The 18,206-nt window shown below is 75.0% G+C and carries 18 protein-coding genes; 12 read left to right on the forward strand and 6 right to left on the reverse strand.

Features of this window, described 5'->3' with window-relative positions; genetic code table 11:
- The first annotated feature begins 7 nt into the window (after positions 1-7).
- From ACZ4W9_RS20270 to ACZ4W9_RS20290, 5 genes are all read left to right on the forward strand, one after another.
- Entirely contained in the window at positions 8-721 is a 714-nt protein-coding gene (locus ACZ4W9_RS20270; protein WP_467937617.1) for a nucleotidyltransferase family protein, read from the forward strand.
- Between the two features lie 7 nt (positions 722-728).
- Positions 729-1,628: an NAD-dependent epimerase/dehydratase family protein gene (locus ACZ4W9_RS20275; protein ID WP_467937619.1), complete on the forward strand. Its 900-nt coding sequence runs from the start codon at positions 729-731 to the stop codon at positions 1,626-1,628.
- Positions 1,625-2,296 carry a spherulation-specific family 4 protein gene (locus ACZ4W9_RS20280; protein WP_467937621.1) on the forward strand — a complete coding sequence of 224 codons (672 nt, stop codon included), beginning with the start codon at positions 1,625-1,627 and terminating at the stop codon, positions 2,294-2,296. Before ACZ4W9_RS20275 ends, ACZ4W9_RS20280 begins: the two co-directional genes overlap by 4 nt.
- Positions 2,297-2,333: 37 nt before the next feature.
- Entirely contained in the window at positions 2,334-2,987 is a 654-nt protein-coding gene (locus tag ACZ4W9_RS20285) for a maltokinase N-terminal cap-like domain-containing protein (protein ID WP_467937766.1), read from the forward strand.
- 113 nt (positions 2,988-3,100) lie between these two features.
- Positions 3,101-3,940, forward strand: a complete 840-nt coding sequence (locus ACZ4W9_RS20290; RefSeq protein ID WP_467937624.1) for a lysozyme — start codon at positions 3,101-3,103, stop codon at positions 3,938-3,940.
- A 12-nt stretch (positions 3,941-3,952) separates the two neighbouring features.
- Here the strand turns inward: ACZ4W9_RS20290 and ACZ4W9_RS20295 are convergent, their stop codons facing one another.
- Positions 3,953-4,435, reverse strand: coding sequence for a MarR family winged helix-turn-helix transcriptional regulator (locus tag ACZ4W9_RS20295; RefSeq protein ID WP_467937626.1), 483 nt, complete (start codon positions 4,433-4,435; stop codon positions 3,953-3,955).
- A gap of 57 nt (positions 4,436-4,492) precedes the next feature.
- Between ACZ4W9_RS20295 and ACZ4W9_RS20300 the strand changes: the two genes are divergently transcribed.
- The 3 genes from ACZ4W9_RS20300 (at position 4,493) to ACZ4W9_RS20310 (ending at position 7,215) form a co-directional block, all read left to right on the forward strand.
- Positions 4,493-5,320: an alpha/beta fold hydrolase gene (locus ACZ4W9_RS20300; protein WP_467937628.1), complete on the forward strand. Its 828-nt coding sequence runs from the start codon at positions 4,493-4,495 to the stop codon at positions 5,318-5,320.
- 170 nt (positions 5,321-5,490) lie between these two features.
- A complete protein-coding gene (locus ACZ4W9_RS20305) occupies positions 5,491-6,693 on the forward strand; it encodes a PP2C family protein-serine/threonine phosphatase (RefSeq protein ID WP_467937630.1) in 1,203 nt (400 codons plus the stop codon).
- A gap of 9 nt (positions 6,694-6,702) precedes the next feature.
- Positions 6,703-7,215, forward strand: coding sequence for a molybdenum cofactor biosysynthesis protein (locus tag ACZ4W9_RS20310; RefSeq protein ID WP_467937632.1), 513 nt, complete (start codon positions 6,703-6,705; stop codon positions 7,213-7,215).
- Here the strand turns inward: ACZ4W9_RS20310 and ACZ4W9_RS20315 are convergent.
- The 4 genes from ACZ4W9_RS20315 to ACZ4W9_RS20330 all read right to left on the reverse strand — a co-directional run bounded on the left by ACZ4W9_RS20315 (position 7,212) and on the right by ACZ4W9_RS20330 (position 11,199).
- Positions 7,212-8,354: an FUSC family protein gene (locus ACZ4W9_RS20315; RefSeq protein ID WP_467937634.1), complete on the reverse strand. Its 1,143-nt coding sequence runs from the start codon at positions 8,352-8,354 to the stop codon at positions 7,212-7,214. The genes ACZ4W9_RS20310 and ACZ4W9_RS20315 overlap by 4 nt on opposite strands.
- 348 nt (positions 8,355-8,702) lie before the next feature.
- A complete protein-coding gene (locus tag ACZ4W9_RS20320) occupies positions 8,703-9,878 on the reverse strand; it encodes an AI-2E family transporter (protein WP_467937636.1) in 1,176 nt (391 codons plus the stop codon).
- Between the two features lie 180 nt (positions 9,879-10,058).
- Positions 10,059-10,604: an ANTAR domain-containing protein gene (locus ACZ4W9_RS20325; protein WP_467937638.1), complete on the reverse strand. Its 546-nt coding sequence runs from the start codon at positions 10,602-10,604 to the stop codon at positions 10,059-10,061.
- Between the two features lie 160 nt (positions 10,605-10,764).
- On the reverse strand, positions 10,765-11,199 hold the full coding sequence (locus tag ACZ4W9_RS20330) for a DUF2267 domain-containing protein (RefSeq protein ID WP_467937640.1): 435 nt from the start codon (positions 11,197-11,199) through the stop codon (positions 10,765-10,767).
- 194 nt (positions 11,200-11,393) lie between these two features.
- On the opposite strand from ACZ4W9_RS20330, the gene ACZ4W9_RS20335 reads away from it, so the two are divergent.
- A complete protein-coding gene (locus ACZ4W9_RS20335) occupies positions 11,394-12,131 on the forward strand; it encodes an MgtC/SapB family protein (RefSeq protein WP_467937642.1) in 738 nt (245 codons plus the stop codon).
- 63 nt (positions 12,132-12,194) lie between these two features.
- Here ACZ4W9_RS20335 and ACZ4W9_RS20340 read toward each other — a convergent pair whose 3' ends face one another.
- The gene (locus ACZ4W9_RS20340; protein WP_467937644.1) at positions 12,195-12,686 is read right to left on the reverse strand and encodes a DUF1360 domain-containing protein; all 492 of its coding nucleotides are present in this window, start codon (positions 12,684-12,686) and stop codon (positions 12,195-12,197) included.
- A 156-nt stretch (positions 12,687-12,842) separates the two neighbouring features.
- Between ACZ4W9_RS20340 and ACZ4W9_RS20345 the strand changes: the two genes are divergently transcribed.
- The 3 genes from ACZ4W9_RS20345 (at position 12,843) to ACZ4W9_RS20355 (ending at position 18,130) form a co-directional block, all read left to right on the forward strand.
- Positions 12,843-14,108: an FAD-dependent oxidoreductase gene (locus tag ACZ4W9_RS20345; RefSeq protein WP_467937646.1), complete on the forward strand. Its 1,266-nt coding sequence runs from the start codon at positions 12,843-12,845 to the stop codon at positions 14,106-14,108.
- A gap of 231 nt (positions 14,109-14,339) precedes the next feature.
- The gene (locus ACZ4W9_RS20350) at positions 14,340-16,502 is read left to right on the forward strand and encodes a hypothetical protein (protein ID WP_467937648.1); all 2,163 of its coding nucleotides are present in this window, start codon (positions 14,340-14,342) and stop codon (positions 16,500-16,502) included.
- 5 nt (positions 16,503-16,507) lie between these two features.
- Positions 16,508-18,130, forward strand: coding sequence for an amino acid ABC transporter substrate-binding protein (locus ACZ4W9_RS20355; RefSeq protein WP_467937650.1), 1,623 nt, complete (start codon positions 16,508-16,510; stop codon positions 18,128-18,130).
- Positions 18,131-18,206 lie beyond the last annotated feature (76 nt).

Genomic DNA, 18,206 nt, shown 5'->3' on the forward strand with positions numbered 1-18,206 from the left:
GAGCCCCATGCACGCAGTGATCCTGGCCGGAGGCAAGGGCGTCCGGCTGCGGCCCTACACCACCGCGCTGCCCAAGCCGCTCGTCCCGATCGGCGACCAGCACGCCATCCTGGAGATCGTGCTGCGCCAGCTGTCGGCCGCGGGGTTCACCCGCTGCACCCTCGCGATCGGCCACCTCGGCGAGATAATCCGCGCCTACGTCGGCGACGGCTCCCAGTGGGGCATGACCGTCGACTACGCCACCGAGGAGAGCCCGCTCGGCACCATGGGCCCGCTGCTCGGCCTCCGGGACCGGCTGCCCGAGGACTTCCTGGTGATGAACGGCGACATCCTCACCGACCTCGACTACGCCGATGTGCTGCGCCGCCACCGGGACTCCGGCGCGCCGCTCACCATCGCCACCTACGCCCGCAAGGTGAACATCGACTTCGGCGTGCTCACCACCGACGCCAGCAGGGTCGTCGCGTTCACCGAGAAACCCAGCATGGACTACCGCGTCTCCATGGGCGTCTACGGCCTCAGCCGCGCCACCCTGGACGGCTACACGCCCGGTCTGCCGCTCGGCTTCGACGAACTCGTCCTGGACCTGCTGCGCGCCCAGAACCCGCCGCACGCCTACGATTTCGACGGATACTGGCTGGACATCGGCCGCCCCGACGACTACGACCGGGCCAACGCCGAGTTCACCAGCCGCAAGTCCCTGCTGCTCAAGGGAGCCTGAGTACCGCATGCGCATTCTCGTCCTCGGCGGCACCGGATACCTGGGCCGCCATGTGGCAAAGCGGCTGCGCGCCCTGCCGGGCGCGCGGGTCCTCGCCGCCGGCCGCTCGGCCGGCGCCGCTTTCGCCGCCGACCTCGCCCGGGACCGGCCGGAACGGCTCGCCGAGACCCTGGCGGCGGCGGCCCCCGACGCCGTGGTCAACTGCGCGGGCGTCACGGGCGGCGATCCCGTGACGCTGGCCGAGGTCAACGCCCGCGGCCCCGCCGTGCTCTGCGCGGCGCTGTGCGCGGCGGCCCCCACGGCCCGGCTGGTGCACCTGGGCTCGGCCGCCGAGTACGGGCCGGGCACCCCGGGCGGGAAGGCCGCCGAGTCGTCCCCCGCCCGCCCGGTCACCCCGTACGGCGCGACCAAGCTGGCGGGCACCCTCGCGGTGACCTCCGCCGCCCTGGACGCGGTGGTGCTGCGGATCGGCAACCCGGTCGGCCCGGGAGCGCCTCCCGCGAGCCTGCCCGGCCGGCTGGCCGCCCTGCTCCGCCCGGCCGGGCAGGACCCGGAGGCCGTACTGCGCCTCGGGGACCTCTCGGCCCACCGCGACTTCGTCGACGTACGCGACGTGGCCCGGGCGGTCGAGCGCGCCGTCACGGCCCCCGCCCCGCTGCCCCGGGTGCTCAACATCGGCGGCGGCAGGGCCGTACCGGTACGGGAGCTGGCGCACGGCCTGGCCCGGCACGCGGGGTTCCGGGGCCGGCTGGAGGAGGGCGCGGGCGGCTCGGCGCGCTCGGCGCGGGTGTCCTGGCAGTGCTCGGACATCACCGCCGCCGCCCGGGCCCTCGGCTGGCGGCCGGAGCACAGCCTGGACGACGCCCTCGCCGCGCTGTGGGCGGCCGCCTGGGAGCCGGTGCCGTGAGCCTGCTGGTGCCGCTGTACGTGCACCCGGCCGACGACCCGGGCGCCTGGCACCGGCTGATCGCGGCGGCGGACCGCGCCTACGCGGTCGTCCTCAACCCGGCGAGCGGCCCCGGCTCGGCCCCCGACCCCGCGTTCACGGCGGCCGCCCGGGCGCTGCGCGCGGCCGGGGCCCGCGTGCTGGGCTACGTCGACACCGACTACGGCGTCCGGGACCGGGCCGACCTCACCGAGGAGGCGCGCCGGCACCGGGAGTGGTACGCGGCCGACGGCTGCTTCCTGGACCGGGTGACCGCCGGCCCCGACGGCGTGCCCGCCTGCCGCCGGCTGGTGCGGGACCTGCGGCGGTCGGGCACCGGGACCGTCGTGCTCAACCCGGGCGTGCATCCGGCCCCCGGCTATGTCCGCCTCGCCGACCTCACCGTCACCTTCGAGGGGCACTGGAGCACCTATGTCTCGTCGTTCACCCGGCCGGCCTGGACCGCCCGGCACCCGCCGGAGCGGCTGTGCCACCTGGTCTACGGCGTCCCCGAGGCCCTCGTCCCGCTCGCGGTCCGCACCGCGCACGAGCGGGGCGCGGCGGTGTGCGGCCCGGTGACCGGCGAACCGCCCAACCCCTGGGCCGGGTTGACCCCGGCGCTGACCGGCGGGAACGGTGTGCAAGGCTGAGAAGATCAGCATCCGCGCACGGGAGGCAGCGACCGGCATGGCCGTCATCCACCACACCACCCTCAAGCCGACCAAGACCGAACTGCTCGCCGGCTGGCTGCCCGGGCGCCCGTGGTACCGGGGCGGCCCCGGCCCGGTGCTGGAGAAGTCGGGCGGTTTCCGCCTGGACGACCCGGAGGGCGAGGTCGGCATCGAGTTCATCGTGGCCACCGACACCGCGAGCCCCGGGCGGACGGCGTACCTGGCGCCGCTCACCTACCGGGGGGCGCCGCTGGAGGGCGCCGGGCACGCCCTCGTCGGCACCTTGGAGCACGGGGTGCTGGGCACGCGCTGGGTCTACGACGGCTGCCACGACCCGGTGCTGGTCGGCCAGGTGCTGGAGCTGATCGGGGGCCGGGCCCAGGCGATGGCCCAGAGCGTCACCGACACCCCCGACCACGAGGTCGGCCGCTCCTGCGCCGCCGCCCCGCCGAGCCTGGACGGGGCCACGCCCGAGCCGGCCGACGACGCCGACGGCACGCACCTGCCCCTGCCGGGCGGCACGGTCCTCCACGTCCACCGCGTCCTCGAACCCGTCACCGGTGAGCAGCCGCTGCCGCGGCCGGACGCCCTCGGCCACGTCGCCTCCGGCTGGCCGGGCCCGGACGACACCCGGCTGCGCGCCCTGTTCATGACGCTCCGCCCGGCCTGACCCCCGCGCCGGGGCGACGGCGGCCACCCGCACGGACTACGCACCGGCCGCGGACGGCTTCGTTGGGCCCATCCCGGGGTGCGGCGCACGCCGGCCCCGGGTCAGATGGACTCGTGCGAAGCCCCATATCCCGTCCTCGCGGGCGGTCCCGCCGGTGCCTCACCGGCGTCCTGACCGCCCTTGTCCTGCTCCTTTCCGCCTCCCCGGCCGCGTCGGCGGCGCCCGACCCGACCGGGCAGCCGCTCACCCGCGGCAACGCCTATATGGGCATCGGCGTCCTCGCCCACGACGGCGCCTCCGGTACCCCGCCCCCGGCCTCCCGCGCCACCCAGACCGAAGGCGTGGACGTCTCCAGCCACCAGGGCGACGTCGACTGGCGGTCGCTGTGGGACAGCGGCGTCCGGTGGGCGTACACCAAGGCCACCGAGGGGACGTACTACACCAACCCCTACTTCACGCAGCAGTACGACGGCTCCTTCGACGTCGGCATGGTCCGCGGCGCCTACCACTTCGCCACCCCGGACACGGCCGGCGGCGCCGCCCAGGCCGACTACTTCCTCGCGCACGGCGGCGGCTGGTCGGCCGACGGCAAGACCCTCCCGGGCGTCCTCGACATCGAGTGGAACCCGTACGGCGACGCCTGCTACGGCAAGTCGGCGAGCGCCATGGTCACCTGGATCCGCGACTTCCTGGACCGCTACAAGTCCCGCACCGGCCGGGCGGCGGTCGTCTACACCGCCACCAGCTGGTGGTCGGAGTGCACCGGCGGCTACGCCGGTTTCGGACCGGTCAACCCGCTGTGGATCGCGCGCTACGCCGCGACGGTGGGGACACTGCCGGCCGGCTGGTCGTCGTACACCATGTGGCAGTACACCTCGTCGGGCCCGGCGGTCGGCGACCACGACCGCTTCAACGGCTCCGAGGACAGGCTGCGGGAGTTCGCCACCGGCTGACCGCCCGGGCGCTCAGTCCACGTCCACGTCGTCGAACAGGGCGTGCACCGCGCCGAGCACCCGCAGGCAAGCGTCGACGTCGGCCATGGTCAGGTCGCCGTCGACGCGGCGCAGCAGCTCGTGCTCGCGGGCCCGTACCGCGCCGATCGCGTCCCGGCCCCGCTCGGTGAGCCGGATCAGCGACGACCGGCGGTGCGCGGGGTTGGGCACGCTCTCCACCAGGTCCTGCCGGGCCGCGTCGTTCACCATGCGCTGCACGAACTGCCGGCTGAGCGCCTGGGCCCGGCCCATCTGCGGCACCGTCATCGGGCCCCGGGCGCGCAGCAGATCGAGCACGGCGCGGACGCCGACCGGGAGGCCCTCGACCGGTGCCGCCTGCTCCACCTTGCGGTGCACCCGCCGGTAGAGCGGGCCGACCAGGTCGAAGACCTCGGTGAGGCGTTCGGCCAGGGCGTCCGGGGAGGGGCGGACGGGAGCGGTGCGGTGGTCGTTCATGCCTCCAGGATGACACCTTGGTTGCCAACTCGCGCGAGAAATGACACCTTGGTTGTCATGACTGTCGACCTGGCATCCCTTCCCGTCCGCTTTCTGCCGACCTCCGACGGCCGCCTCGCCTACCGCGAGGCCGGTTCCGGAACGCCCCTCGTCCTGCTGCACGGCGGCTTCACCGACCACCGCATGTGGGAGGCGCAGATCCGGGCCTTCGCGCCGACCCACCGCGTCATCGCCTGGGACGCCCGCGGCCACGGCGCCTCCGACAACGCCACCCGCCCGTTCCGCCAGGCCGACGACCTCGCCGCGCTGCTCCGGGGACTCGACGCCGCCCCCGCCGTCCTCGTCGGGCTGTCGATGGGCGGGGGCATCGCCACCGACTGCGCGCTGGAGCGCCCCGAGCTGGTCCGCGCGGTCGCCGTCAGCGGGGTGGGCACCAGCGAGCCCGTCTTCGAGCACCCGTGGGTGCTCGAGGTCATCGCAGGCCAGGAGGCGAGCCTGGCCGCGGGCGACCTGGAGGGCTGGGCCGACGCGTTCGCGCTGTGGGCGGCGGGCCCGGACCGGGACCTGTCCGAGGTCGACCCCGGCGTGGTGCGCCTGGTACGGGAGATGGGGCTGGCCACGCTGCGCAAGCACACGCCCGGCGAGCCCGACCACAGGGTTCCCGTCACCCGCACCTGGGAGCGCGTCCCGGAGATCGAGATGCCGGTGATCACCTTCAACGGCGCCCTGGACTCCCCGGACCACCGCGCCATGACCGCCCGGCTCGCGAGCCTCGTCCGGGACGGCCGCAGTGTCACCGTCCCGGGTGCCGCCCACTACCCGAACATGGAGAACCCGGACGCCTTCAACGCCGAACTGGCCGCCTTCCTGGAACGCCTGCCGTAACCCGGGCCGGCGGGGGAGCGGGCCGGGGGTCCGGGCGGGTGTGCCCGGCCTGCTTGGGGGGTACCCGGGGGCCGGGCGGCCTGACCCGGGCGGGCGTACCGGCACTGCGGGGAGCGTGTCCCGAGGCGAGACTGCTGGGAAGACGACCGGTGCGGGGTGGTGATGCAGAGGTGACCGCAGAACCGGGCGGGACCCCGCTGGAGGACTTCCTCGCCGACCCCGCCACCTGCACCCTGGACATGGCGAGCGCCGTCGCCCGCTGCGCCAAGGCGCTGGGCCTCAGGCACGCCGTGATCTATCTCGCCGACATCCAGCAGCGGCACCTCGTGCCGCTCACCGACGTCACCGCGACCCTGCCCATCGACGCCTCGCTCGCCGGCTGGTGCTACCGCACCCAGTCACTGCGCGTCGAGGAGTCCGAACGGGACGGGATCACGGCCTGGTTCCCGCTCCTCGACGGCGCCGAACGGCTCGGCGTCCTCGCCGTCCACACCCGGACGCTCACCGCGGCCATCCTGCGCCAGGGCCGGGCGATGGCCGCGCTGCTCGCGATGATGACCTCCTCGAAACGGGCGTACAAGGAGACCTTCGTACGGCGCACGCGCACCCGGGAGATGCACCTGCCCGCCGAGATGCTGCGGGCCTTCCTGCCGCCGCGCACCATCGGCAACCCCCACGTCGTCTCCACGGCCGTCCTCGAACCCGCCTACGACCTCGGCGGCGACGCCTTCGACCACGCCCTGACCACCGAAACCCTGCACGCCGTCGTCCTGGACGCCATGGGGCACGACCTGCTCTCCGGGCTGACCAGCGCGGTCGCCCTGGCCGCCTGCCGCAACGCCCGGCGCAACGACGCCGACCTGCGCGCCCTGGTGGACAGCGTGGACGAGGCGCTCACCCAGTGGCTGCCGGACCAGTTCTGCACCGGGATCCTCGCCCGGCTCGACTTCTGCACCGGCAGGCTGGAGTGGTTCAACTGCGGCCATCCCGCGCCGCTGCTGATCCGCGGCCAGCGGCTGATCGCCGACGCGCTGTCCCGCGAGGCCGACCCGCCCATGGGCCTGCGGTCCCTGCTGTCGGCGCGGGCCCGCCAGGTGCACACGGCCCAGCTCCAGCCCGGGGACCGCGTGCTGCTGTACACCGACGGCGTCACCGAGGCGCGGACGGCCGACGGCCGGCTCCTCGGCCTGGAGCGGTTCGCGGACTACGTGATCCGGGCCAGCGCCACCGGCGAGATCGCGCCCGAGACGCTCAGGCGCCTGATCCACTCGCTGCTGGACTCCCAGGACAGCCGGCTCCGGGACGACGCCACGATCGTGATGATGGAGTGGGAGCCGGGCTCGCCGCCGCCGGGTTCCGACCTCACCGGTTAGGCTCAAGGCGTGCCGCACGTCGAGATCCTCCAGCTGCTGGTCTCCCCGGTGCACCGGCTCGCCGGCCGGCCGGGCGACGGCCTGCCCGAGCTGCCGCCCGGGGAACGGGTGACCCGGGCCGAGGTGCGCGCCGGCCTCGGCATCGTCGGCGACCGGTACTTCAACCGGCCCGCCCACCGCGATGCCTCCCTCACCCTGATGGCCGCCGAGCGGCTGCCGTCGCACTACCCGGCCGACCTGCTCCTGACCCGGCGCAACGTGCTGCTCGGCGGGGTGGACATCGACGCCCTCGTCGGCGCGACGGTCGTCCTGGACTGCGGGCTCGGCCCGGTGGAACTGGAGGTCCGCCGCGCCGCCCGGCCGTGCGCCTGGATGGACACCACCCTCGGCCCCGGCGCCCAGCGCGCCCTGCGCGGCGGCGGGGGAGTGCGCTGCCGGCCGCTGACCGACGGCGTCCTCGCCGTGGGCCCCGCCGAGTTCGCGGTACGCCACCCCGCGCGCGGCGCCCGACGACAGATCTAGGTGCCCGAGGCGAGCAGCTGATCGGTCAGGCGGTGGGCCTGGGCGAGCAGGGCGCCGTAGGTGGCGACCTCGTCGGGGTCGTCCGTCGTGGCGCGGGCCAGGTCCCGGCGCAGCACGGTGAGCGTGCCGCGCAGGTCCGCCACGGCCTCGCGCAGCTCGTCCTCCCGGGCGTCGCCGAACCGGCTGTGGCCGTAGAGCCGCAGCGCGCGGGCGGTCCGGCACAGGAACTGCGCGTACCGTCGGGCGAGCGCGGGGTGCGGCCGGGGTGCCGAGCGGTCCTCGGCGGCGGCCTCCTGTACCGTGCGGGTCACCTCCGCGGTGTACACGGCCGCGTAGTCCAGGACCATCAGCGCGTCCTCGCACCCTTCGCCGGGCGCCGCGGCGCCGGTGCGGCGGCGCGGGTTCGCGCGCAGGCTCTCCCGGCTCCACTCCACCGCCGAGCGGGCCTGCTCCACCAGCCGCGGCAGCCGCAGGGCGCGGTCGTGCCAGGCGCCCGCCTCCGCCGCGTCCCAGCGGTCCGCGGCCAGTCCGTCCGCGACGTCGCGCAGGATGCCGTCCGTCTCCGCCACCGCCTCCCTGAGCGCCGCCTCGGTGTCGCGCAGATACAGCGGCGGCCGGACGAGCGCGTTGACCGCGATCCCGACCACCGCTCCGAACGTGGCCTCGGCGAGCCGCGCCGCGGAGGTGGTGACGGCGACCGGCCCGCCCGTCAGGACGAACAGGGCGCCGGTGGCCGCGCAGACGCCCTGGCTGCCCAGCCGCCGCCAGTGGCCCAGCAGCATCGCCAGGGGCAGCACCACCGCCATCGCGGCGACCGGGCTGGGCAGCAGCAGCCCGAGGGCCGTGGCCGCCACCGTGCCGACGGCGATCGCCGCGAGCTGTTGCAGCCCGTGCGCGATCGACCGGTACACGGTCGACTCCACCAGCAGCACCGCGACCCACGGCGCGACGAACGCCACGGGCGCCTTCAGCCACCAGCCCGCCACCGCCCAGGCCACCCAGGCGGCCAGCGCGGCCTTCACCGCCTGCACCGCCAGGTCCCGTTCCCGGCCGGGCCCCGCCCAGGCCCGCCGTGCCGCGCCCGCGGCGGCCGACACATCGCGCCGCAGGGCCTGCCAGATCACTCGTATCCCACGCACACGGGCCCGGGTGCCACCTTCGGGGCGGCTTCATGCGCCGGCGCGCACGTACGACGGCGGCGCCGCCTCCCCGGGACAGGGGAGACGGCGCCGCCCTCCTCACACGCCTCGCGGCGTCAGATCAGCCGCCCGAGGAAGTGGGCGAGCCCGGCGAGGATGTCGGTGAGAACGTTCATGTCGTGCTGCTCCTTGCGGTGTCTCCGCGTGGGACATGTGTGAACTCCGGTCCGCAGCCCGCCCGTTCACACACCACGAGTGTCGTCCCGGCCCATCCGTCCCGATGGTCGCACGAGCGACGATCACCTGTTCCAGGGAACAACTGATCCCTTGTCCGGGCCGGGCCACGGGTCACGGCGGTACCGCCCGCAGCGCGTTCAGCACCGCCCACACCACCGACACCAGCGGCACCGCCACCACCGCGCCGATCACCCCCGCCACGATGCTGCCCGCGATGACCGACACGGCCACGACCAGCGGATGCAGCCGCACCGCCCAGCTCATCACCAGCGGATGCAGCACGTGCCCCTCCAACTGGCCGATCACCACGATCAGCACCAGCACCCCGGCCGCCGTCAGCGGCCCCCGCCCGGCCAGCGCGACCACCGTCGCCACCCCGAGCGCCACCGGTGAGCCCACCAGCGGCACGAACGCGGCGAAGAACTCCAGCAGCGTCAGCGGCAGCGCCAGCGGCACGCGCAGCAGCACCAGCGCCACGCCCACCAGCAGGGCGTTGGTGGCGGCCACGATGATGATGCCGCGCGTGTACCCGGCGAAGCTCCGCCAGGCGGCCCGGCCCGCCCGGTCCCACCCCTCACGCGCACCGCTCGGCAGCAGCCGGTCCCGCGCCCAGGCCCACAGACGCTCCCCGGAGTGCAGGAAGAACACCGACGCGAACAGCGCCAGCGCGGCCCCGGTGACCAGTTCCACCACCCGGCCCAGCTCGCCCAACGCGCTGCTGAGCAGAGCCGACCGGTGCGTGGCCACATAGCCCGTGACCTGTTGCTGGAGCCGGGACAGGGCGCCGGGACCGAGCCGGAACGGCGGCCGTCGCAGCCACTCCTCGATGCGGTTCACCCCGCCGCGGAACTCGCCCGCCAGCCGGCCCGACTCCTCCGCCACCGCGCTGCCCACCAGCGCCAGCAGACCCAGCAGCAGCACCAGACTCCCCACCAGCGCCACGGCCACGCACAGCGGCCGGGGCAGGAACCGGGCGAGCAGATCGGTCGGCGGGCGCAGCAGGGACGTCACGACCAGCGCGACGAAGAACGCGACGGCGATCAGCTGGAAGCTGCCGAGGACGCTGAACACGCCGTAGACGGCGATCCCGACGAGAATCAGCCGCCAGGCGTAGGACGCGGCCACCCGCAGCCAGGGCACCGTGCGCTCCGCCGCCCGGCCCCGACCCGCCCAGGGCTCCGGGCGGGTCGGGGCGGGCGGCCGCACCGCGTACGCCGGCCGGCTGCCCAGCACCGCGCGCCGGGTCCGGCCGGGCCGCCCGCTCTCGTGCCGGTGCGCATCGCCCACCACCGCTGCCGCCTCCTCCCCGCCTGACGGCAGGTCACCTGGACAGCACGGTAAGCACAGCGGGCGCTCACGGCGCGCCGGGCGCGCGGGCACAGGACCTTCACAGCCGGCGCGGAGGGGCCGGACGGGGATCAAGGCACCCGGCGGGGGACGTCGGCAGGGAGGGAGAACCCCCGGTGATCACCGTGTCGGTTCTGCTGTTCCCCGTTCTGGGCCTGATGCTGTTCGGGCTGGACCGGGTCGAGGACCGGTGGGTGCTGCGGCCCCCGGTGGTGCGGCGCTCCCGGCACCACCGGGGGCCGCGGCGGCACGTCCCGCGTCCCCGCTCGCACCGCCCGCGGTGGCGTCGGCGGGCGCGGGCAGGCCGTCACCGGGCGGCGCGGGCCGCTCGCCACAGCGCCGGTAGCGGACGATCGCCTTCCCCAGTTCGATCCGCTCCGGTTCGGGGAGGGCTTCGCCCTGGACATAGCCGAGCACGTGCTCGGCGACCGTACGCAGCTTGACGTTCGTGCGCTGGGACACGTCGCGCAGCGCCCGCCAGGCCTCCTCCGGGGGGATCCGGCCGAGGACCACGACCGCGCCGATGGCCTGGTCGATCACCGCGTGGGAGGTCACGGCACGCCGCAGATGCCGGTTCTCCTCCAGCAGCCGGTCGTACTCCGATGCCAGGTCGGTCGCCGAGAGCAGGACCAGCGGCTGGTTCCGGGAGAGGGCGAAGAAGGCCATGGAGCACCTTTTCGAGTGGGGGGCGTCACGGCCTACGCCTGCCCCCGGCGGGCGCCTGCACACGAATTGAATCAGCCTCGCGGGCCGCCGTCACGCGGGGCGGCCTCCACGGGTGCGCCCGGGCGGGCCGGTGCCGGCCGGACCGCCCCCCGGCGCCGTGTCAGGCGAAGCGGCCCAGGTCCTGGGTCGCGCGGCCCACCGGCAGCAGTTCCCTGATGTCCGCCGGCAGGGCGTGCGCCATCCGCTCGGTCAGTTCCGGGGCGAGCGCGGCGTCCAGCACCTCCAGCACCGCGGCGGCGTCCCGCAACGCCCGGTCCTCGTCGGTGCCGGCCCGGACCGCGACCCGTCCGGTGAAGGTGGTCAGGCCGAACCGCTCGCCCGCGGTGCCGGAGTCCCGGCCGGCCGAGGCGTCGGCGGCCTCCCGCATCTCGGCCGCCAGGTCCGGCGGCAACTGGGCGGCCACGTGCCGGGCGAGCCCGGACGGCAGCCGTTCCGCCAGCGTGCTGACGACCGCGTGCGCGGCCCGCTCGGCCGTGCCCCGGTCCGGCAGCTGGGCCAGCGCCTGCACCTTGCCGATCATCTCGTCGTGCCGCATGAGACCGGTCCCTTCCGCCCGACGCGCTCGCCGTACGCCCGTCCCCGCGGGCGTGGCGCCAGGTGCCGGGTACCCCGCGCCGGCCCCGGATCACCGGTCGCGGGGGCCGCGGTCCCGGTTGCGCCGACCCCTTGTCGCGGGGTACGTGTCGGCAGCGGGACGACGGCGAAGCGGACGTGGACGAGGAGGTGCGCATGACAGGTGCGGGGCTGGTGGCACCGTTGTGGGACCTGCGCGCCGGACAGGGGCCGCGGCAACTGGCCGAGCTGGGGCTGGCGCTGCTGCTGTCGAGCCTGATCGGCTGGGAGCGCGAGGCCCAGCAGAAGAGCGCGGGGCTGCGCACCCACACCCTGGTCGGCATCGCCAGCGCCCTGATGATGGAGGTCTCCCAGCACGGCTTCACCGCGGTGCTCGGCCTGCAGAGCGTGTCCTTCGACCCCTCACGGGTCGCGGCCCAGGTGGTCTCCGGGATCGGCTTCATCGGCGGCGGGCTGATCTTCGTACGGCGGGACAGCGTACGGGGCCTGACCACGGCCGCCACCATCTGGCTGACCTGCGCGGTCGGCATGGCCTGCGGCGGCGGCCTGCCCGTGCTGGCGCTGGCGGTGACGGCCCTGCACTTCCTGGTCGTCCGGGGCTACCCGCTGCTGGCGTCCCGCCTGGTCCCCGGCACGGCCGCCGCCGCGTTCGAGGCGCGCCTGACCTACCGGACCGGCACGGCGCTGCTGCCCCGCCTGTTGCAGACCTGCACCCGGCGCGGCTTCCGCATCGCGCAGGTCAAGGTGGAGCGGCTGCCCGGCCGCGCCGACGACGCCGCGCGGGTGCTGCTGCGGCTGGAGGGCACGGGGGACCCCTCCGGGCTGGCGTCGGAGCTGTTCCTCGACGACGGTGTGCTGGACGTGGAGCTGTCCGCCGCGACGCAGGAGGAGTGACCGGGCGGGCGCGCCGCAACCCGCCCGGTCGGGCACCGGGGCGGCACGGTGGTGCGCGCCCCCTCAGCCGTCGACCGTGCGCTGGGTGGCCGTCCAGGCGTACTGGAGCCAGTCCGCCACGGTCAGCGCGGCGAAGCCGGAGCCGACCAGCCGGGTGAGCCGGGGCGAGGCGGCGTAGGCGCACACCAGGGCGCCGGTGGCCCAGGCCGCGGTGCAGAACGGGCAGGAGACCAGGTCGCCGACGGCCCGCCGCAGCCCGGTGCCCCGCGCCTCGTCCATGACCTCGCTGGCCTCGCCCTCGTCCGCGCGGCGGGTGAACGGCGCCCGGAGAAAGCTCGTGATCTTGTCCTTGGTCACCAGCCGCGACGCCTTGTACGCCGCCGTGCCCATCAGCAGTACGTCCCAGGGCGGCACGTTCTCCGGCAGCCGGACCCCCCGGCGCCGGGCCAGCAGGGCGAAGGCCGTGGTGCTGCCCACGAACACGGAGGCGAGGGCGGCGTATCCGCCCAGCGGCGAGTCGTCCTGGTCGTCGTAGCGTGCGGCGTCCGTCGTCATGTGGCCTCCCAGATCCCGCCGGTGTCGTGCGGCCCGTGCCGGGCGCGGAACGAGTGCCCGCCGGGCCGGGGGCGACACGTGGCCTTGTGACCGGGGCGGGACGGGTATATATTCATCACCTGATGAATAACTGCTCCTGAGAAGGGCAGGACGGCCATGGACTCCAAGACCACCTGCTGTGTCATCGGCGGCGGCCCCGCGGGCATGGTGCTCGGGCTGCTGCTGGCCCGCGCCGGCATCGCGGTGACGGTGCTGGAGAAACACGACGACTTCCTGCGCGACTTCCGTGGCGACACGGTCCACCCGTCGACCCTGGCGCTGCTGGACGACCTGGGCCTGGCCGAGCGCTTCGCCCGGCTGCCGCAGCGCCGGCTCCGCACCGTCCGGCTGCCGGCGGGGGCCGGCCGCCCGCCGGTCACGGTCGCCGACCTCTCGCTCCTGCGCGGGCCCTACGACTACGTGGCGATGGTGCCCCAGTGGGACCTGCTGGACCTGCTCGCCGAAGAGGCCCGGCGCGAACCGGCCTTCGAGCTGCGGATGAACACCGAGGCGACCGGCTTCCTCGTCGAGTCCGGACGGGTCACCGGGGTGCGCTACCGCACCGCCGACGGCCGCACCGGCACACTGCGCGCCACCCTCACCGTGGCCTGCGACGGCCGCGGATCCCTGGCCCGTTCCCGGCCCGAACTGCGGCTGCGCCGCTTCACCTGCCCGATGGACGCCTGGTGGTTCCGGCTGCCCCGGCGGGACGGCGACCCCTGCGGCCTCGTCGGCGGCGCCGGCGACGGCTTCCTGACCGCGATGATCGACCGCGGCGACTACTGGCAGTGCGCGGCGCTCATCCCCAAGGGCACCGACGCCGAGCGCCGCGCCGCCGGCCTGGACCGCTTCCGGGCCGACTGCACCGCCGCCGCGCCCTGGCTCGCCGACCGCACCCGGGCCCTCGGGTCCTGGGACGACGTCAAGCTGCTCGACGTCCACCTGGACCGCCTGCGCCGCTGGCACCGCCCCGGTCTGCTGTGCATCGGCGACGCGGCGCACGCCATGTCCCCGGTCTTCGGCATCGGCATCAACCTCGCCGTCCAGGACGCCGTCGCCGCCGCACGCCACCTGGCCGGGCCGCTGCGGCGGGGAAGGGTGCGGCTGCGCGACGTGCGCGCCGTGCAGCGCCGCCGCCGGCCCACCACGCTCGCCACCCAGGCGCTGCAACGCGCCGCCCACGCCCGCGTCATCGCACCGGTCCTGCGCGGACGCCCGCCGCTGGGCGGCGCCCGCCGCGCCGCGGCCCTGGTCACCGCCGCGCCCTGGCTGCGCCGCCTGCCCGCGTACTTCATCGCCTACGGCGCGCGGCGCGAACGCCCCCCGGCCGAGGCGGTCCGCCACCACCCGCCGGCCGCCCCGGTCACCGGCCGCCGCCCCTGAGACCCCGGCCGCCGGCCCCCCACCCGCCCCATCTCACCTTTCCCCCAGTTATCCTGACGCCTCGCCAGTCCTCATTGCCTCACCCTCTGCCGCCCGTCGGTCCGGCCCGGAACATCGCCGCTCTTCTTTCGCGTAAGCACCGTTGTCCGAACAGAAGGCCCCGTGTTCCACTAATCTCCTTCCGCCACAACGAGCACCCGCTCCCGGGCGGATGAGCATCCAGAGGGATCCGTGTGTGATGATCTGGGGTTCGAAAGACTCCTCGGCGAGGAAGGCTTCTTCGCGCGCCTGCTCGGGCGGTCGCCGTCGGGTGCCGGCCGTGAACCGCTCTACGGCGCCGATCTCCCGGTCGTGCTGCTCACCGGCGGCCCGGGCATGGGCAAGGGGCGGCTGCTGCGCGCGGTACGGGACCGTTTCGCCACCAAGGTGCCGGTGATCTATCTGGACTGCGGCTCACCGGTCCACGCGGACCGGGCCGAGCCCGAGCCGGGTGCCCGCTCGGCCGCCACCGAGGTCCTGGTCGAGGCCGCCCGGCGCCTGTCCACCTGGCAGGGCACGGGCGGCGCCTTCACCTTCCCCCGCCTCTTCGCGGGCCTCGCGATGATCGCCACCGGGGTCGAGGACGGCACCCCCGACGCGGTCGCGGCGGAGGTCGAACGGTACGCCGAGTTACCCCAGCGGCAGCGCTTCCGGGGCCTCGGCACCGGCGACTTCTGGCGCGGCGCCCTCCTCGGCGCCATCCGGAACCTGCTGACCACCCTGTCCGGGCAGGCGCTCGACCCGTACTCGGCCGCCGTGAGCACCGCGCTCGTGGACGCCCTCGTCTCCGGCCTCGCGCCCCGGGGCCGGGCGGAGATGGCCCGGATCTACGGCGCCTACCCCGGCGCCGCCGGCCAGCCCGAGCACGGACTGCGCGACCTCGCCGCCGATTTCAAGGCCGGCGGCGAGGGGCGGGAGGTGGCCGAGCGCTTCCTCTTCCAGGCCCTGCGCGAGGACCTGGAGGCCGCCCACACCGGCGCGGTGGGCTGGCTGCGCCGCGTCGGCCGCCCGGCGGTGCTGCTGGACCGCGCCGAGTCACCGCTCGGCGAACAACTGCTGCGGGCCGTGCTCACCGACCGCAGGGCCGGGCAGCGCGACCGGGTGGTGGTCGTCGGCACGGCCCGCCGGGCGGACGGCGGCGCCTTCCTGTACGAGGGCCTGCCCCCGCGGCAGTTGCCGCCCCCGGCGGAGTTCCGGCCGGCCGACGGCACCCCGCCCGAGTGGTCCCGGCGCACCGACGCGGCGGCGGGCCGGACCCCGCTGGCCGACGGCGTCCTGCTGCTGCGGATGCCCCCGCTCACCGGCGACCAGCTGCGCCGGGAGACCGAACGCAGACAGCGGCGCACCGAACCGGAGGGCGGCACCAACCGCCGCCGAATCGACGCCGCCGTGGCACGGCTCAGCGGCGGACGCCCGCACACGGTGATCCGGCTGGCCGAGGCCGCCGCCGCCTTCAGCATGGAACCGGACGCCAACGACCGGGCCATCCTCGACGCCCCGCTGAGCCTCGCCGGCGCCGCCGAGCGGCCCGTGGCCGAGGTGCTGCTGCGCGAACTGGTGCTGGACCAGCTCCCGGTGCGGCTGCCGGCCGAGCAGCACGACCAGTGGCTCGACCTGCTCACCCACCTGTCGGTGGCGCACGACACCGAGTGCGCGGACGTCCTGCTCCGCCACCACCAGCAAGGCCGCGTCCACCGGCTGACGGCCCATCATGTCGCCGAGCTGCTCACCGACACCGGCTGGCCCGCCTGCGAACGCCACTTCATCGGGGACTTCGGCCTGCGCCAGCTGCTCGTGCACCGGCTGTACGCACTGTCCCCCGACGGCGCCGCCTGGTACGCCGACCACCACCTGCTGCGCGACCACTACACCGGACGCGTGGCGGACGACACGGCGCCGAGCGGTGCCGCCTTCCACTCGGTCACGGCCCACCGGATGAACCACCACCTGGTCTCCGGCGGCGTCGACGACGTGGTCCGCCACCTCGCCGCCACCCTGCCCGGCCGCCCCCGTCAGTGGTGCGCGGAGCTGCTGGAGATCGCCCAGGCGCCGTACCCCGCGGGCGCGGACACCCGCCGGGACCGCGCCCAGGGCCTGGTCGCGGTGGACGGACCGGCGCTGCGCCGCACGGTCGACCAACTGCTGCACGCGGTGTGGCTGTGCGAGGAGCGGACCCGGCCCACCGGGCGGGAGACCGCCCGCACGCTGGCCAAACTGCTGGACCTCCTCTCGATCATGGAGTTCGACGGCGCCGGGCAGCTCGGCCGGACCGCCACCGAGTGGAGCGGCCTCGCGGAGAACGACCAGCCATTGCTGCGCTGCACCTGCACCGATCAGCTCGGGCGAAGGAGATAACGCGGATGCCCAGGTGGAAGAAGATCCTCTACGCCCTGCTGGTCACGGCGGCCCTCGTGGCGGGGAGCCTGTTCGGCTGGTCCCTCCTCCACCGGCCGGACACCTGCGCCGAGGGCGTCGAACGGATCGGCGGCGAGTGCGTCGGCGTCAACGGCGAGGGTTACGACTTCGGCACGGGCGAGATCGGCGGCCTCGCCCGGGCCATCGCGGGGGAGAACGACAAGATCGACAAGTACCCCCATGTGACGGTGGCGATGATGCTGCCGCTCCAGTCCGACAAGCCTGCCCTGCGCCGGCAGATACGCAGCGACATCCAAGGGGCGTACCTGGGGCAGCTGAAGGCCAACGAGGCGGAGGGCGAACCGCCGAAGATCCGGCTGGTGCTGGCCAACCCCGGCCGGGACTACCGGCACCAGGCCAGGGTCGTGGACACCCTGCTGCGCATGGCCGACTCGCCCGGGGACCGGCTGCGCGCCGTCACCGGCATCAACCTCAGCCTGGACGAGACCGAGGCGGCCGTCAGACGGCTGACGAGTCACCACGTGCCCGTGCTCGCCTCCCGCATCACCGGCGACCGCATCGCGAACAGGGACGGCCTGACGGAGACGGTGAAGCCCGAGTTCCCGGGCCTGGCACGGATCATCCCGATCAACCAGGACGTGGCCCAGGCGCTGGCCGGGGTCAACGGCGCGCGACGCCGGGACGACAGAAGGACGGTGCTGGTCTACGACACACGCGAGGACAGCTACAACCAGTCGCTGGCGAAGGCCTTCGACGGCATCAAGGAGAACCCCCCGGCCGGCCCCGCCGCGCTGCCCTTCACCTCCCCGGCGATCGACGAGGCGGGCAAGACCGGCATCGATTTCAACGACATCGCCCTCACCCTCTGCAACACCGAGGTCGACACCGTCTACTTCGCGGGGCGCACGCTGCACCTGCGGCTCTTCGCGCTCAAGCTCGCCGCGACGCCCTGCGCGAAGCGGCACTACACCATCATCAGCGGCTCGGACGCCGCCTCGCTGCGGCAGCACATGAGCGCGGGGGACTGGGAGAACCTGCGCGGCAAGGGCAGCCGGCCCAGGATCACGGTGCAGTACGCCGCCCCCGCCCACCCCGAGGCCTGGGAGACCGAGCTGACCGCCTGGAAGAAGGACTGGGCCGCCGCGCACCACGGCCGCGCGCCCGGTGCGAAGGACCTGCCCCAGTACCTCGTGGAACCGAAGGAGGCCCTGGACGAGCTGAAGGCTCTGATCGGCACCGTGTGGGACGAGGGGACGGACCTCGGCCCCCCGCCCGACCTGGAGGACTCCCGCACGATGCTCGTGTACGACGGCATGGTCACCATCGGCAGGGCACTGCACCAGGTGCAGAGCGGCTCCGCCGACAAGGTGCCCGGCCTGGAGGACCTCGGCCAGCGCTGGAGGCGGCTGAACTCCGTTCGCCGGGTGCCCGGCACCAGCGGCCTGATCTGCCTGACCGCCGCCGGCAACCCGTACGACAAGCCGATCGCGGTGGTCGAACTGGACCCGGGTGACAAGGGCGAGGGCACGATCAAGTTCGTCGACCTCGGCTGGTCCGCCGGCGGCCAGCCGCAGCCGAAGGACTGCGTCATCCCCAGGACCCCGTGAGCGGCACCCCCGTACGGGCGTGCGTCACGTCACATATGACCTGGTTCGCACACCCCTCCCTGGGGTGCCGGGCGCG

The sequence above is a fragment of the Streptomyces sp. NPDC029296 genome (genome assembly GCF_055569255.1).